Source organism: Caulobacter sp. GW821-FHT09B08, assembly GCF_059418225.1.
Genome location: NZ_JBWKPL010000008.1, coordinates 77,146 through 93,065, shown reverse-complemented (window position 1 = coordinate 93,065; position 15,920 = coordinate 77,146). Strand labels below are relative to the sequence as shown.

Below are 15,920 nucleotides of genomic sequence, written 5' to 3'. Positions count from 1 at the left end.
TATGCCCGCGACATTCTGACGTCAACGCTTACGTAAACGTCAACTTGGCTATAAGCGTGTAGGTTTACATTCCTAGGGCTTAGGCTTATTTTCCGGGATCACGACCAGGAGGCGGGCCGCCATGTCGTCACTGTCGCACACCGAGATCTGGACGGCGATCGACGCCCTGGCCAAGCGGTTCGACATGACGCCGTCGGCCATGGCCAAGATGGCGGGCCTGGATCCCACCAGCTTCAATCGTTCGAAACGCGGCGAAGGCGACTCGCGGCCGCGCTGGCCCTCGACCGAGAGCCTGGCCAAGGTGCTGGAAGCCACGGGCGTGGGCTTTTCGGAGTTCGCGGCCCTGACCGAGCGGGTGCGCCCGCCCACCCCGCGCGCCGTGCCGCTGATCGGCTTCGCCCAGGCCGGCGCCGAGGGGGTGTTCGACGACAGCGGCGCGCCGGTCGGGACCGACTGGGACGCCATCGATTTTCCGGGGACGGGGGAGGCGGGGCTCTATGCCCTGGAGATCTCGGGCGACGATCTGGCGCCGGTTTTCCGCGATGGCGACCGTCTGCTGGTGTCGCCGGCGGTGGAACCGCGCCGGGGCGACCGGGTGGTGGTGCGCACCACGGGCGGCGAGCTGCTGGTCAAGGAGCTGGCGCGGGTCACGGCCCGCAGCGTCGAGCTGGCCTCGCTGAACCGCGACGGCCGCGACCGGGTGCTGGACCTGGCCGAGGTGGAGTGGATCGCCCGGATCCTCTGGGCCAGCCAGTAGAGGCCGGCCCGCAAGCCGGGCGGATCGTCCCTAGGTGCGCGGGCAGTCGGCGTGCTTGGCCTGAAGCCAGGCGGTCAGGTCGCCTTCCCACGGGGCGTCGCACGAGATGTCGACGCGATAGGACGCCCAGTTGTCGTTGTGGGCGGCTTCGACATGGGCGGCGGGGAACTGGGACGCCAGTTCGCCGAGCAACGAGTCGAATTCCGAACGGTCCGTGGGACGAAGAGTGAAGCAAGCCATGAGACTAACCTTGGTTCTGATCGTCACAGACTAGACACAGAAGTGCGGACAGACCCTTAACCGCCAATTCAGCTTTCGTTCATCTCTAGCGACATGCTGTCGCGGGCGCCCATACCCCGTTTGGGATCAGCGCTTCAGCGTCTGGGCGCCGCCGGCGTGCCAGGCCCAGGCGTGATCGATGATCTCGTCCAGGCCGTAGCGCGGTGTCCAGCCCAGCAGGTCGCGGGCCTTGGTGTTGTCGGCCACCAGGCTGGGGGCGTCGCCCTCGCGGCGCGGCGCCGGCTCCAGCGGGAAGGGGCGGCCCGAGCGGCGCTCGATGGCGGCGACCAGTTCGCGCACCGTGGCCCCCGTGCCTGTGCCCAGGTTGAAGGCCGCGCCGGCATGGCCGTCCAGCAGCCAGCGCACCGCCAGCACGTGGGCGTCGGCCAGGTCCAGCACGTGGACATAGTCGCGCACGCAGGTGCCGTCGCGGGTGTCGTAGTCCTGGCCGAACAGCATGAACTTGTCGCGCTCGCCCCGGGCGGCGGCGATGGCCAGGGGGATGGCGTGGGTCTCCGGCTCGTGCTTCTCGCCGATCCGCCCCTCGGGGTCGGCCCCGGCGGCGTTGAAGAAGCGTAGCACCACCGAGCGGAAGCCGACGCGGCGCTCCATGTCGGCCAGGATCTGCTCGACCATCAGCTTGCTCTGGCCGTAGGGGCTGAGCGGGTTCTGCGGATGGGTCTCGTCCATCGGCTGGCGCACCGGGTCGCCATAGGTGGCGCAGGTCGAGGAGAACACCAGCTTGTCGACCCCGGCCCGCCGCGCGGCCTCGATCAGCGCCGTCGAGCCGCCGACATTGTTGTCGTAGAAGGCGCCGGGATGCTTGGCCGACAGCCCCACGTCGCTCAGGGCGGCGAAATGGACCACGGCGATCGGGCGATGGCGGGCGAACGCTTCGTCCAGGCGCGCGGCGTCGCGGACGTCGCCCACCTCCAGCGGCCCCCACTGAGCGAAGCTTTCCCAGCCGTTGGACAGATTGTCGTAGACCACGGGCGTGAACCCGGCCTCGGCGAGGCGAAGACAGGTGTGCGAACCGATATAGCCGGCGCCGCCCGTCACGAGAATGGTGTCGCCCAAGGTGTCAGGTCCCCTACTGCCCCAAGCGGCGAATGGACGCCCGGCCCTTCGCCGTCAATGCGGGACGAGGCAAGGCCGCGACATTTTCGGCGGGCCCGCTCACCGAGCGGGCGTCAGCCTAGCTTTTCCTCGATCAAGGCCGTGGTGCGGTCCAGGCCGAAGATCGCCGCGAACGAGCCGAAGCGCGGACCCTGGCTCTGGCCCAGCAACACTTCGTACAGCGCCTGGAACCAGGCGCGCAGCGGGTCGAAGCCGTGATCCTTGCCGACCGCGAACACCTCGTTCTGGATCAACTCGGCGTCCTGGCAGTCGCTGGGCAGGGCCTTCAGGCGCGCCAGCAGGTCGACGATGGCCGCGCGCTCCTTATCGTCAGGGGCGCGGAACGCCTTCGTCGGTTTGACGAAGTCGTCGTAGTAGTTGGTCGCGTAACCGGCCAGGCGGTCCAGCAGCGGCTGGCTTTCCGGCGTCGCGCCCGGGATGTAGCGCGACAGGAAGCCCCACAGGATCGCCTTGTCCGAGGCGTTGGCGGCCGAGACCAGGTTCAGCATCAGGCTGAACGACACCGGCGAGCCGTACTGCGGCGGGCGGCCCGAGTGGACCGACCACACCGGGTTGTCCAGCTGCTTGGCCGGCTCCTGCTTCTGATAGGCGTCCAGCTGCTGCAGATATTCGTCCGTCGCCTTGGGGATGACGTCGAAATAGAGCTTCTTGGCCGACTTGGGGCTCTGGAACATGTAGTACGACAGGCTCTCCGGCGCGCCGTAGCGCAGCCAGTCCTCCATCGACAGGCCGTTGCCCTTGGACTTGGAGATCTTCTGCGAGTTTTCGTCGAGGAAGAGCTCGTAGTTGAAGCCCTCGGGCGGAACCCCGCCCAGCGCCTTGCAGATCTGGGCGCTGGCCTTGACCGAGTCGATCAGGTCCTTGCCGCTCATCTCGTAGTCGACGCCCAGGGCGGTCCAGCGCATGGCCCAGTCGGGCTTCCACTGCATCTTCACGTGGCCGCCGGTGACCGGGACCTCGACCTTCGATCCGTCCTCGTCCTGGAAGACGATCGTGCCCTTCTCGACGTTGCGCTCCAGCGTGGGGACCTGCAACACCTTGCCCGTCGAGGGGCTGATCGGCAGGAACGGCGAGTACGAAGCGCGGCGCTCTTCGCCCAGGGTGGGCAGCATCACCTTCTGGATGGCGTCGAAGCGGTCCAGGGCCGTCAGCAGGGTCGCGTCGAACAGGCCGCCCTTGTAGCACTGCGTCGACGAGACGAACTCGTACTCAAAGCCGAAGCCGTCCAGGAACGCGCGAAGGCGGGCGTTGTTGTGGGCGCCGAAGCTGTCATGGGTGCCGAACGGGTCGCGGACCACGGTCAGCGGCTTGCCCAGGTCCTCGATCAGCGGCTGCTTGTTCTCGATGTTGTCGGGAACCTTGCGCAGGCCGTCCATGTCGTCGCTGAAGGCGATCAGGCGCGTGGGGATGGCGTCGTCCGTCAGGGCGCGGAAGGCGTTGCGCACCATGGTCGTGCGCGCCACCTCGCCGAAGGTGCCCAGGTGCGGCAGGCCCGAGGGGCCGTAGCCCGTCTCCAGGATCACCGGTTTGGCCAGGGCGGGGAAGGTCTTCACGGCTTCGTCGGCCTTGCCGCTGTTGATCAGCGTGGCGGCGAGATCGCGTTCGGCGTCGGACAGACGCAGGCGCAGGACACGGGCGAGCAGGGCGCGCGCCTGCTCGAACGGCCAGGCGCGAGCGTCGCGGGCGAGGGGGGAGAGACCTTCAAACATGGCGGGCGGTATAGGGGGAAGTGACGACGGTGGCTAGGTTTTGGGTACGGGGATGTGCGGACCTGGACGAACCTAGGTAACGACCCGTTGAAGCGCGATGGCTTCGGCCTCGGCCAGGAGTTCGCGAAGAACGTCCAGATCTGGCTCTGGCGGTCCCGCAGCGGCTGCTCTTTTACGGATCCAATCGAGTTTCGGGTCGGTGATGGGTGTGCTCTCGAACCCATCCCAGTCCCATTCCCCACTGGTTCCTTCCAAGAAACCTCTCAGAAAGCTGGCGACCTGTTCAGGAGAGCGATTGGCCGTCCTCATGCCTGACCATGGTCGCTTGCGGGCCAAGCGAAGGTACAACCGCACCAGCCAAAAGAAGGAAAGTCCTGCAATAGGCCAAGCCCAGTTCGCCAGTTCGGGGTTCACGCGACCGGCAAGGCCATTGGCCAAGTCACCTATGGGCGACAGGGCCCAGATGATCATGAACACAGCGGTGGCGCCGAAGGCGTACCAGTAGTCGCGTCGAACGGGGTCTGCCAGACGGTGTTTCATGGCCGGACCATACGAAGGCTCGGCTTCTCCTCAAACCCTGGAGGCGAGGTCTCGTCGCTTTAGAGGGATGCGTGGAGTTTCATTCCTCTTGCGTCAGGCCGCCCGCACCCGCCGGCCGCTCGTCCGGCCTTCCGTCCCGCTCACCTGGAACCGGCCGATCATGTCGACCAGGCCGCCGACCTCGACCTTCAGGGAGTGGCTGGCGGCGGTGGATTCCTCGACCATGGCCGCGTTCTGCTGGACGGTCTGGTCCATCTGGTTGATGGCGGCGTTGACCTGGCCCAGGCCCGCCGACTGCTCCGAGGCCGAGGCGGCGATCTCGCCGACCAGGCCGTCGATCTCGCCCACCTTGGCGACGATGGCCTGGAGGGCCTGGCCCGTCTGGCCGACCATGGCGACGCCGTCGCCCACCTGGCGGGTGGAGGACGAGATCAGGGCCTTGATCTCGCGCGCCGCCTCGGCCGAGCGCTGGGCCAGAGCCCGCACTTCCTGGGCGACGACGGCGAAGCCCTTGCCGGAATCGCCGGCCCGCGCGGCCTCGACCCCGGCGTTGAGGGCCAGGAGGTTGGTCTGGAAGGCGATCTCGTCGATCACGCCCACGATCTGGCTGATCTCCTGCGACGACTTCTCGATCTGGTTCATGGCCGCGACGGCGTTCTGGACGACGTCGGTGGTGTGGTGGGCCTCGGCGCGGGCCGAGGCCACCACCTTGGCGGCTTCGGCGGCGCCCGCCGACGAGCGCCGGACGGTGGCGGTGATCTGGTCGAGGGCGGCGGCGGTTTCCTCCAGGCTGGCGGCCTGGCGCTCGCTGCGCCGCGACAGGTCGTCGGCGGCGGTGGCGATCTCGTCCGAGCCCGCGCCGATGCCGCCGGCGGCCTGGACGATGACGCGCATGGCGTCCTCCATCTGGGCGATGGCGGCGTTGAAGTCGGTCTGCAGGCGCTCGTAGGCGGGCGGGAAGCGCTGGTCGACGCGGTAGGTCAGGTCGCCCTGGGCCAGGCGGGTCAGGCCGCCGGCGACGATCTCCATCACCGCCTGCTGCTCGGCCTGGACAGCGGCGCGCTCGGTCTCGGCGGCCTGGCGGGCGGCCTCGGCCCGGGCGCGTTCGTCGGCGACCTGCTGCTCGACGCGCAGTTTCTCGATGGCGGCGTCCTTGAAGGTCAGCACGGCCTTGGCCATGGCGCCGATCTCGTCGCGGCGCGCGGTGTCGGGCACGGTGACGGTGTTGTCGCCGGCGGCCAGGCGGGTCATCACCCCGGTCAGGGCGGTGACCGGACGGCCCAGGGCCTTGTTCAGGATCGCCGACAGCGCCAGCGAAGCCAGCAGGGCCAGCACTCCGCCCACGAAGATGCCCATATAGGTGCGCACGAAGGCCCGCTGGCGGCTGGCCGAGCGCATGGCTTCTTCCTTGGCTTCCTGGGCTTCGATCTCCTTGAGGATCTGGCGGATGTTGGTCAGCTGGGCGGTGGTCGACACCTGGGCGCCGGCGGCGGCCCGGCCCTCGGGCGTCGCCGACATGTCGATCAGCATCTGGGCTTCCTGCTCGAACAGGGCCTTGGCGTCGGCCAGCTTGCGGGCGGCCTCGGCATAGTCGCCCCGGGCGTCGGCCTTCTGGAGGTCGGCGATGTCGGCCTGGAACTTGGCCTCGGCCGCCTCGAAGCGGCCGACATAGTCGTCCTCGCCCGAGGCCACATAGCCGTGGATGGCGTTCTGCTGCTCCAGGGCGGCCGCCTGCATGCGGCTGCTGGCCATGGTCAGGGCCATGGACTCGTCGGTCAGCCGGGTGGCCTTCTGCAGGGACACTAGGTCCAGCGCCACGACGCCGCTGGCGACGCCGCAGATGGCGATCATCGCGGCGAAGGCCGCCAGGAGCTTGTTCGGGACGGAAAGGTTGCTGAGCATGGACTCATCAAGCCGTCTCCGCGTCACCGACCCGTTAAGCCAGGCCTCGCATTCGCCACCGCAGATTGCGACAGAGCGTCGCGCCTAGCCCTTCAGCGCCCCGGCCACCACCTCGCGCGCCTCGGCCTGCACCTGCTTGAGGTGGTCGGGGCCCAGGAACGATTCGGCGTAGATCTTGTAGACGTCCTCGGTGCCCGAGGGGCGGGCGGCGAACCAGGCGTTCTGGGTCGTCACCTTCAGCCCGCCGATCGCCTCGCCGTTGCCCGGAGCGGTGGTCAGGGTGGCGATGATCGGCTCGCCGGCCAGTTCCGTGGCGGTCACGTCGCTGGGGCTGAGCTTGCCCAGGCGCGCCTTCTGCTCGCGGTTGGCCGGAGCGTCGACGCGGGCATAGGCGGGCGCGCCGTACTGGTCGGTGAGCCCCTTGTAGAGCTGGCTGGCGCTTTGGCCGGTCTTGCCCTGGATCTCGGCGGCCAGCAGGGCCAGCAGCAGGCCGTCCTTGTCGGTGGTCCAGACGGTGCCGTCGCGGCGCAGGAACGAGGCCCCGGCCGATTCCTCGCCGCCGAAACCGACGCTGCCGTCCAGCAGGCCGGGCACGAAGTGCTTGAAGCCGACCGGCACTTCCAGCAGGCGGCGGCCCAGGCCCGCCACCACGCGGTCGATCATCGAGGACGACACCAGGGTCTTGCCCACGGCGACGTCGGCGCTCCAGGCGGGGCGGTTGGCGAACAGATAGGCGATCGCGGCGGCCAGGTAGTGGTTGGGGTTCATCAGCCCGCCGTCCGGGGTGACGATCCCGTGCCGGTCGGCGTCGGCGTCGTTGCCGGTGGCCACGTCGTAGCCCGCGCCGCCCTTCATGGCGTTGATCAGATTGGCCATGGCCGAGGGCGAGGAGCAGTCCATGCGGATCTTGCCGTCGGTGTCGAGCGGCATGAAGGCCCAGCAGGGATCGACCGTGCCGTCGACCACCGTCAGGTCCAGCCTGTGGCGGGTGGCGATCTCGCCCCAGTAGTCGACGGCGGCGCCGCCCAGCGGGTCGGCCCCGATCTTCACGCCGGCGGCGCGGATGACGTCCAGGTCCAGGATGGCCGGCAGGTCGTCGACATAATGGGCCAGGAAGTCGTAGCGCCCGGCGCCGGCCAGGGCCCGCTCGAACGGGATGCGCTTGACGTCCTTCAGCCCGCCTTCCAGCAACTGGTTGGCCCGCGCGGCGATCACCGAGGTGGCCTCGCCGCCGGCCGGTCCGCCGGACGGGGGGTTGTACTTGATGCCGCCATCGCGGGGCGGGTTGTGCGACGGGGTCAGCAGGATGCCGTCGGCCTGGCCGGGATGCTGGCGGTTGTGGGCGAGGATCGCGTGCGACACCGCCGGGGTCGGGGTGAAGCCGTCGCGCGAGTCGATCAGGGTCTCGACCCCATTGGCGACCAGCACCTCCAGCGTCGTGCGCCAGGCGGGCTCGGACAGGCCGTGGGTGTCGCGGCCGACGAAGACCGGACCGTTAATCCCTTGGGCGGCGCGATATTCCACGATGGCCTGGGCGACGGCCAGGATGTGGTCTTCGTTGAAGGCCGCGTCCAGGCTGGAGCCTCGGTGTCCGGAGGTGCCGAAGGCGACGCGATGGCCGACGTTCGAGAGATCGGGGTGGACGTCGTAATAGGCGCGGGTCAGGGCGGCCAGGTCGACGAGGTCTTCGGGTCGGGCGCGGCGCCCAGCGTGTTCATGCATGCGGTTACCCTTATCGATCGCCGGTTTGCCGTTCAACGCCCGCCGCCCTGCCGTGAGGGAAATCGAGCCGTCTGCCTTCAGGCGAGGCAGCGGGTTCTAGCGCGGGGATGTGAAGCTTTGCCCGGCCTATAAGGCCTCGGCGACGATCGTACCGTCGGGCAGCAGGGCCGCGCGCTTGAGGCCGCTGGAGGCGAAGGGCATGGCGACATGGCCGTCGCGGTCCACCGCGACCAGGCCGCCATGGCCGCCGAGGTCGGCCACGCCCTGGATCGCGGCCTGGGCGGCGGCCTCCAGGCTCTCGCCGCCGAACCGCACCCGGTGGGCGATCTGGGCGGCGACGGCGGTGCGGATGAAATATTCGCCCTGGCCGGTGCACGACACCGCCGCATGGCCGTCGGCCCAGGCGCCGGCCCCGATGATCGGACTGTCGCCCACCCGGCCCGGCAGCTTGCCGAACACCCCGGCGGTCGAGGTGGCCGCCGCCAGACGCCCCTCGCCGTCGCGGACCACGCAGCCGACCGTGCCGGTGGGCAGGACGGCCGCCGTATTGTCCTCGAAGGCCCCGGCGTGGGTGAACCACGACGCGGGATCGGAAATCGCCTTGAGGCCCTGCTCGCGGGCGAAGGCCATGGCGCCCTCGCCGGCCAGCATCACGTGCGGGGTCTTCTCCATCACCGCGCGGGCGGCCAGGATCGGGCTCTCGAAGCCCTGCAGGGCCGCCACCGATCCCGCGCGCAGGGTGGCGCCGTCCATCAGGCTGGCGTCCAGCTCGTATTCGCCGTCGGCGTTGGGCGAGGCGCCCTTGCCGGCGATGTAGAGGCCGCTGGCCTCCAGGGCGACCACGGTCTCGACCGCCACGTCCAGGGCCCCGGCCCCGGCGGCCAGACGGTCGCGCGCCGCCTCGACCAAGCCGCGCATGTGGGCGATCTCGACGGCGTAGTCATGGCCGCGCTTGGCCCCGGCGCCGCCGTGCAGGGCGAGAGTAAAACGTTTGTTTGACATTCTGCTTCCTTGGCCGGTCGGCCTGCGCTAGCGTCCGGCGCTCTTAAAGACAAAAGACGGGAGAGGCGAGATGAAGGCGGTGCTCAGCAATGCGGTCGGCGGACCCGAGACCCTGGTGCTGGAGGACCTGCCCGATCCCGTGGCCGGCCCGGGCCAGGTGGTGATCGACGTCAAGGCGTGCGGGGTGAACTACCCCGACGTGCTGATCATCGAGGACAAGTACCAGTTCAAGCCCCAGCGCCCGTTCGCCCCCGGTGGCGAGGTCTCCGGCGTGATCGAGGCGGTGGGCGAGGGCGTCACCGACCTGAAGGTGGGCCAGCGGGTGCTGGCCTCGACGGGCTGGGGCGGCATGGCGCAGAAGCTGCTGATCGACCCGGCGCGCTGCACCCCGATCCCCGACGCCATGCCCTTCGACGAGGCCGCCGCCTTCATCCTGACCTACGGCACCTCCTATTACGCCCTGAAGGATCGCGGCGGGCTGAAGGCCGGCGAGACCCTGCTGGTGCTGGGCGCGGCCGGCGGGGTGGGCCTGGCGGCGGTCGAGCTGGGCAAGGCGGCCGGAGCGCGGGTGATCGCCGCCTGCTCCAGCCAGGAGAAGGTGGACCTGGCCATCAAGCACGGCGCCGACGCCGGGGTGGTCTATCCGCGCGGCCCGTTCGACAAGGACGGTCAGAAGGCCCTGGCCGAGCTGATCAAGGGCGCCTGCGGCCCCAACGGCTGGGACGTGGCCTATGACGCGGTCGGCGGCGACTATTCGGAAGCCACCATCCGCGCCGCCGGCTGGGGCGGCCGCTTCCTGGTGATCGGCTTCCCGTCGGGCATTCCGAAGATCCCGCTGAACCTGACCCTGCTGAAGTCCTGCGACATCGTCGGGGTGTTCTGGGGCGCGGCGGTGGCGCGCGATCCGGCCGGCCACGCCCAGAACGTGCGCGAGCTGATGGACCTCTACGCGGCCGGCAAGATCAAGCCCTACGTGTCGGAACGCTTCCCCCTGGCCAAGGCCGGCGACGCCATCGCCCATCTCGCCAGCCGCAAGGCCATGGGCAAGGTCGTGGTCGTCAACGAATAGAGCGCGACATCGGGGCGCATGCGGATCGTCATGGTTTACGCAAGACTATCGCCATCTCGGCGATCCGCATGACTCTCCAGAAGGTTAGATGGTGAATGAATGTTGAATAACGGAATTCAAGGTTAAGTCCCGCTAATCATCCTTTTTGGCAAAGAGCTAAGCCTATTCCTCTAGACCTGTGCGCCAGTCGTCGGAGCACGGTCAGATGTTTCTCCCAGCGAGAGACGCATTCTCTCCAGAGGTGCGTCAAAACTTTCGTCAGAACAGGCGCCCGGAAGAGCGTGTGCAAGTGCTGGGCGGGTCTATGGACCTGGTGCGTCCCGAGGAAGTCTTTCACTTCGTGGCCCGCAAGATCGCCGCGCGCGAAAGCGCCGTGGTCGCCAACCACAATCTGCACAGCCTGTACCTGATCCGTCGCGACGAGAAGATCGCCGAGTTCTTCCGCAAGTCCGACCTGATCGAGGTGGATTCCGTGCCGCTGATCTTCTGGGCCCGCATCGTGGGCCGGGCCAGCCGCCGGTTCCACCGCTGCACCTATCTGGACTGGCGCGACGCCTTCTGGGAGCGGGCGATCAAGGAGAACTGGAAGGTGTTCTTCGTCGGCGGCGCCCCGGGCGTCGGCGAGAAGGCGACCACGCGCATCCAGGCCGACTGGCCGGGCGCCCAGATCCAGACGCATCACGGCTATTTCGACGTCACGTCGGGCTCGGACGAGAACCAGGCGGTGATCGAGGCCATCAACGCCTACAAGCCCGACATCGTGCTGGTGGGCATGGGCATGCCGCGCCAGGAGGTCTGGGTCCTGGAGAACCAGCCCAAGCTGGGTCCCTGCGTGACCTTCACGGTCGGCGGCGCCTTCGACTACGAGGCCGGCGTCCAGCGCCCCGCGCCCCGCTGGATGGGCCAGGTGGGCATGGAGTGGCTGTTCCGCCTGGTGGTCGATCCCCAGCGGCTGTTCACCCGCTACTGCGTGGAGCCCTGGCACCTGATGGGGCCGGCCTTCCACGACCTGCGACGCGCCATCGCCCGCCAGGCGGAGGCCCGCAAGAATCCCAAGCCCGTTGGCGCCGAATATGCACGGGCCACGGATCTGACGCGCTCTGACGGTCTGGGGGGACAACGATGAGCCTGAACATCAAATCGCGGTCGCCGGCCGACAGGGGCGAGCGACCCAACGTGGCCCAACGGGTCGCGGCCGTCTTCGGCCTGGTCGGCCTGGTGCTGGCCTGGGCGGTGGTGCTGCTGCCCTGCGCGGTCTGGCTGCTGTTCACCCTGGCGGCCAGCCGCTTCGCGCCGTCGCCGGCCCGCCAGGAAGCCTGAACGCTGTTCACTTATCCCTAGCCACGGGCGCTTCGCCGCGCCAGGATGGCCGTGTCCGAGCAGCCGCCCGATCCCAGAGGCCGCGCCGGACCCAAGGGAGCGGCGCATGACGGGACGTCTGGAAGGCAAGGTCGCGGTGATCACCGGCGGCTGTTCGGGCATCGGCCTGGGCGCGGTCGAGCTGTTCGTCAGCCAGGGCGCCAGCGTGGTGGCCGCCGACGTCCAGGCCGAGAAGGGCCAGATGCTGGAGAAGCGTTTCCCCGACAAGGTCCGCTTCGCCCCCTGCGACGTCACCCACGAAAGCCAGATCGCCGCGGCCGTCGAGCTGGCCCAGGAGGCCTTCGGGGGTCTGGACATCCTGTTCAACAACGCCGGCCACGGCGGCGCGCCCAACGGCCTGGCCGACATGACCGCCGAGGGCTGGGACGCCACCTTCGCCCTGCTGCTGCGCGGCCCGGTGCTGGGCATGAAGCACGCCCTGCCGCTGATGGTCGAACGCGGCGGCGGCAGCGTGATCAACACCGCCTCCATCGCCGGCCTGCAGGCGGGCTTCGGGCCCCTGGCCTATTCGACGGCCAAGGCGGCGGTGATCCACCTGACCCGGTGCGCGGCGGCCGAGCTGTCGCCCCAGAAGATCCGGGTCAACGCCATCTGTCCGGGCCTGATCGCCACCTCCATCTTCGGCGCCTCCATGGGCCTGCCGCGCGAGGTCGCCGACCAGATGGCCGCCCGCGTCGCCGAGGTCGGACCCAAGATCCAGCCGATCCCCAAGGCCGGCCTGCCCGAGGACATCGCCCGCGCCGCCCTCTATTTCGCCAGCGACGATTCCGAGTTCGTCACCGGCACGCACATCGTGGTCGACGGCGGGCTGACCATCGGCATCCGCAGCGCCTGGGATCCCAACGCGCCGTCGCCCCTGCTGGCGGCCATGGGCATCACGCCCGAGCAGGCCGAGCAGATGCGGGCGGCGATGATCGCTTCGCAGGCGCAATGAGGCGGATTTCATGAGTCTGGCGGCGCGCCTGACGCCCAACCTGCGCGGCGCGCTGTGGATGCTGGCCTCGGCTGTGCTGTTCACCGCCATGACCACCCTGATCAAGTTTCTGGGGGCGGGCTATCCCGCCGCCCTGCAGACTTTTTATCGGCAACTGGCGGGGGCCATAGTTCTGCTGCCCCTGGTGGCCCGCGACTGGCGCGGCGCCCTGCGCACCACCCGGCCGGGCATCCTGATCTTCCGCTCCAGCGCCGGGGTGCTGGCCATGATCCTGGGGTTCTACGCCTATCAGGAACTGCCCCTGGCCGACGCCAACGCCCTGTCGTTCACCCGCACCCTGTGGCTGGTGCCTCTGGCGGCGGTGGTGCTGCGCGAGCCTATCGGACCCTTGCGGATCGGCGCGGCCCTGGTCGGCTTCCTGGGCGTGCTGATCATGCTGAAGCCGGGCGCGGGCGGCGCGGCTCACTGGCTGGGCTGGCCCCAGGCCGCCGCCCTGGCCTCGGCCCTGCTGTTCGCCCTGACCATCACCGGCATGAAGGTGATGACCCGCGACCATTCGCCGTTCACCCTGCTGGTCTACGCCGCGGGCCTGGGCCTGGTGTTCGCGATCCCGCCGGCCCTGTTCGTCTGGCGCTGGCCCACCTGGCCGGACCTGGGTCTGCTGGCCCTGATGGGCGTGATCGGCACCCTGACCCAGGCCTGCTACATCAAGGGCATGGAGGCGGGCGAGGCGGCGGTGATGGCGCCCATCGACTATACCCGCCTGGTGTTCGCGGTGGTGGCGGGCCTGGTGCTGTTCCACGAGACGCCCAGTCCGGCGGTGCTGGCCGGGGCGGCGGTGGTGGTGGCCTCGACCCTGCTCATCAGCTGGCGCGAGCACCAACTCTCGCGGCGCAAGGCCCTGAGCGCGGCGTCCTGAGACCGCCGTTCCGGGCGTAAAATCGCACCCGGAAATCCGTACCCGGATAACGCGTTTTCGGAGAAACGCTTTTTTTGCATCTTCCCCGGTATTGATAGCAGGATTTCCCTGGGGGGCCTGTGCGTGCTGAAGGTTTTGACCTGCCTGACGACGGAGCATGATCTTCGTCTGGTCGTCGTCGCCGGACTGATCTGCTTCGCCGCCTGCTTCACGGCGTTCCGCCTCTACTCGCGCATGCGCGGGGCCAAGGGGGTGGTGCGGGCCGCATGGCTGCTGCTGACGGGCCTGGTGTCCGGATCGGGCGTCTGGGCCACCCACTTCATCGCCATGGTCGCCTACACCCCGGGCCTGAAGACCGGCTACAGCCCCTCGGGCACCCTGCTGTCGCTGATGATCGCGGTGATGTTCATGGCCGGCGGCTTCGCCGTGGCCTCGGCCCAGCGCAGCCGCACCAACGACTTCGCCGGCGGCCTGATCCTGGGCATGGGCATCGCGGCCATGCACTACACCGGCATGTCGGCCTTCGTGACCCAGGGCTTCGTGCAGTGGGAACAGGCCACCATCGCCTCGTCGGTGCTGCTGGGCGTGATCGGCGCGGCCGCGGCCCTGCAGATCGCCGGGCGCGCCCGCAGCCTGCTCAAGCAGGTCGGCGGCGGCCTGATCCTGACCCTGGGCGTCTGCGCCCTGCACTTCATCGGCATGGGCGCGATCACCATCGTTCCCGATCCGTCGATCAACGTGCCCGACCAGATGCTGTCGGGCGCCATACTGACCCTGGCCGTGACCTCGATCACCGGCATGATCATCCTGGGCGGCCTGGGCGCGGTGGCCATCGAGTCCTCGACCAGCCGCTCGGCCCTGGACCGCATCCGCCGCCTGGCCAACGCCGCCTACGAAGGCATCGTGGTGATCCAGGACGGCCGCATCAACGACGCCAACGCCGCCTTCTGCGAGCTGGCCGGAACCGAGCTGGAAGCCCTGCTGCGCACGCCGCTGAGCCAGTTGCTGACCTTCGACGACAAAGGCGCGGCCCGCGAGGGCGAGCGCCGCGAGGGCGTGCTGCAGCCCACCGACGGCGGTCGCGCCATCCCGGTGGAGGTGTTCTCGCGCCTGATGGACGACGGCGCCCGCCAGGAGACCTCGGGCCTGACCGTGCTGGCCGTGCGCGACCTGCGCGAGCGCCGCTCGGCCGAGGAGAAGATCCGCTACCTGGCCGAACATGACGGCCTGACCGGCCTACCCAACCGCAATTCGCTGCAGGTCCGCCTGGCCGCGGCCCTCGACCGCGTCGAGGCCTCGGGCGAGAGCCTGTCGCTGATCTGCATCGACCTGGACCACTTCAAGGAAGCCAACGACCTGCACGGTCACCTGGCGGGCGACGCCCTGCTGGTGGAGACCGCCCGTCGCCTGCAGGACAGCCTGACGGCCCCGTCCTTCGCCGCGCGCCTGGGCGGCGACGAGTTCATCGTGGTGCAGGTGGCCGCCGGCGACCAGCCCGCCGCCGCCGCCGAACTGGCCGGCCGCCTGCTGGAGGCCCTGTCGGCCCCGGCCGCCTACGAAGGCCAGGAGCTGGCCATGGGCGCCAGCCTGGGCGTCTCGCTGTTCCCCGACGACGGCCGCACGGCCGAGGCCCTCTTGGCCAACGCCGACATGGCCCTCTACCGCGCCAAGGAAAGCGGTCGCGGCGCCTATCGCTTCTTCAAGCGCGAGATGGACGAGTCGATTCGCGAGCGTCGCACCATGGCCCGCGAGCTGCGCCAGGCCATCATCGACGAAGAGCTGGTGGTCTACTACCAGCCGCTGGCCAAGGCGGCCGACGGCGACGTCTGCGGTTTCGAGGCCCTGGTGCGCTGGAAGCATCCGGTGCGCGGCATGGTCCCGCCGCTGGAGTTCATCCCGGTCGCCGAGGAAAGCGGCCTGATCACCCAGCTGGGCGAGTGGGTCCTGCGTCGCGCCTGCGCCGACGCGGCCACCTGGGAGCGTCCGCTGCGCATCGCGGTGAACCTGTCGCCGCTGCAGCTGAACCAGCCCAACCTGCCGACCCTGGTGCACGAGGTCCTGGTCCAGACCGGCCTGTCGCCCAAGCGCCTGGAGCTGGAGATCACCGAGAGCGCCCTGTTCAAGGACTATCAGCGCGCGCTGGACAATCTGCGCCGCCTGAAGGCCCTGGGCGTGCGGATCGCCATGGACGACTTCGGCACCGGCTTCTCGTCGCTGTCGACCCTGCAGTCGTTCCCGTTCGACAAGATCAAGATCGACAAGAGCTTCGTGGAGAACATCCACCGCCACGACCGCGCCACCGTGATCGTGCGCGCCGTGCTGGGCCTGGGCCGCAGCCTGGAGATCCCGGTCGTGGCCGAGGGCGTCGAGACCCAGGAGCAGATCGACTTCCTGCGCGGCGAGAACTGCGCCGAGCTGCAGGGCTATGCGATCGGCCGTCCGGCCCCGGTCGACACCCTGTCGGCCTGGACCCTGGCCAGCGAGGCGGCGGTCAAATGGGCTCCGGTGGCGCAGGCCGACCCCGAGCCCGCCGCCAAGAAGCCGCGCCGCCGCAAGGCGGCTTAAGGCCC

Annotated in this window: 14 protein-coding genes; 7 read left to right on the top strand and 7 right to left on the bottom strand. The window is 69.3% G+C overall.

The features are described 5' to 3' along the window. The first annotated feature begins 121 nt into the window (after window positions 1-121). On the top strand, window positions 122-757 hold the full coding sequence (locus AC07OA_RS20645) for a S24 family peptidase (RefSeq protein WP_494665702.1): 636 nt from the start codon (window positions 122-124) through the stop codon (window positions 755-757). A 30-nt stretch (window positions 758-787) separates the two neighbouring features. On the opposite strand, the gene AC07OA_RS20640 is transcribed toward AC07OA_RS20645, so the two are convergent. From AC07OA_RS20640 to AC07OA_RS20610, 7 genes are all read right to left on the bottom strand, one after another. Beyond that, a complete protein-coding gene (locus AC07OA_RS20640; protein ID WP_494665701.1) occupies window positions 788-949 on the bottom strand; it encodes a hypothetical protein in 162 nt (53 codons plus the stop codon). A 174-nt stretch (window positions 950-1,123) separates the two neighbouring features. Then, window positions 1,124-2,113, bottom strand: a complete 990-nt coding sequence (gene galE, locus AC07OA_RS20635; RefSeq protein WP_494665700.1) for a UDP-glucose 4-epimerase GalE — start codon at window positions 2,111-2,113, stop codon at window positions 1,124-1,126. Between the two features lie 113 nt (window positions 2,114-2,226). Beyond that, a complete protein-coding gene (locus AC07OA_RS20630; protein ID WP_494665699.1) occupies window positions 2,227-3,882 on the bottom strand; it encodes a lysine--tRNA ligase in 1,656 nt (551 codons plus the stop codon). Window positions 3,883-3,954: 72 nt separating this feature from the next. Further along, window positions 3,955-4,422, bottom strand: a complete 468-nt coding sequence (locus AC07OA_RS20625; RefSeq protein ID WP_494665698.1) for a hypothetical protein — start codon at window positions 4,420-4,422, stop codon at window positions 3,955-3,957. Between the two features lie 93 nt (window positions 4,423-4,515). Further along, complete coding sequence (locus AC07OA_RS20620; protein WP_494665697.1) at window positions 4,516-6,324, bottom strand: methyl-accepting chemotaxis protein; 1,809 nt, start codon at window positions 6,322-6,324, stop codon at window positions 4,516-4,518. Window positions 6,325-6,408: 84 nt separating this feature from the next. After that, the gene (gene pgm / locus AC07OA_RS20615; RefSeq protein ID WP_494665696.1) at window positions 6,409-8,046 is read right to left on the bottom strand and encodes a phosphoglucomutase (alpha-D-glucose-1,6-bisphosphate-dependent); all 1,638 of its coding nucleotides are present in this window, start codon (window positions 8,044-8,046) and stop codon (window positions 6,409-6,411) included. 126 nt (window positions 8,047-8,172) lie between these two features. Then, entirely contained in the window at window positions 8,173-9,048 is an 876-nt protein-coding gene (locus AC07OA_RS20610; RefSeq protein ID WP_494665695.1) for an isoaspartyl peptidase/L-asparaginase family protein, read from the bottom strand. 70 nt (window positions 9,049-9,118) lie between these two features. Here AC07OA_RS20610 and AC07OA_RS20605 point away from each other — a divergent pair, with 70 nt between their 5' ends. The 6 genes from AC07OA_RS20605 to AC07OA_RS20580 all read left to right on the top strand — a co-directional run bounded on the left by AC07OA_RS20605 (window position 9,119) and on the right by AC07OA_RS20580 (window position 15,915). Further along, on the top strand, window positions 9,119-10,117 hold the full coding sequence (locus AC07OA_RS20605) for an NADPH:quinone oxidoreductase family protein (protein ID WP_494665694.1): 999 nt from the start codon (window positions 9,119-9,121) through the stop codon (window positions 10,115-10,117). Between the two features lie 205 nt (window positions 10,118-10,322). Next, window positions 10,323-11,243 carry a WecB/TagA/CpsF family glycosyltransferase gene (locus AC07OA_RS20600; RefSeq protein WP_494665693.1) on the top strand — a complete coding sequence of 307 codons (921 nt, stop codon included), beginning with the start codon at window positions 10,323-10,325 and terminating at the stop codon, window positions 11,241-11,243. Continuing rightward, on the top strand, window positions 11,240-11,437 hold the full coding sequence (locus tag AC07OA_RS20595) for a hypothetical protein (protein ID WP_494665692.1): 198 nt from the start codon (window positions 11,240-11,242) through the stop codon (window positions 11,435-11,437). Before AC07OA_RS20600 ends, AC07OA_RS20595 begins: the two co-directional genes overlap by 4 nt. Window positions 11,438-11,543: 106 nt before the next feature. Next, window positions 11,544-12,431, top strand: a complete 888-nt coding sequence (locus AC07OA_RS20590; protein ID WP_494665691.1) for an SDR family NAD(P)-dependent oxidoreductase — start codon at window positions 11,544-11,546, stop codon at window positions 12,429-12,431. Between the two features lie 10 nt (window positions 12,432-12,441). Further along, the gene (locus AC07OA_RS20585) at window positions 12,442-13,350 is read left to right on the top strand and encodes a DMT family transporter (protein WP_494665690.1); all 909 of its coding nucleotides are present in this window, start codon (window positions 12,442-12,444) and stop codon (window positions 13,348-13,350) included. A 102-nt stretch (window positions 13,351-13,452) separates the two neighbouring features. Further along, the gene (locus AC07OA_RS20580; protein WP_494665835.1) at window positions 13,453-15,915 is read left to right on the top strand and encodes a bifunctional diguanylate cyclase/phosphodiesterase; all 2,463 of its coding nucleotides are present in this window, start codon (window positions 13,453-13,455) and stop codon (window positions 15,913-15,915) included. Window positions 15,916-15,920: the final 5 nt, after the last annotated feature.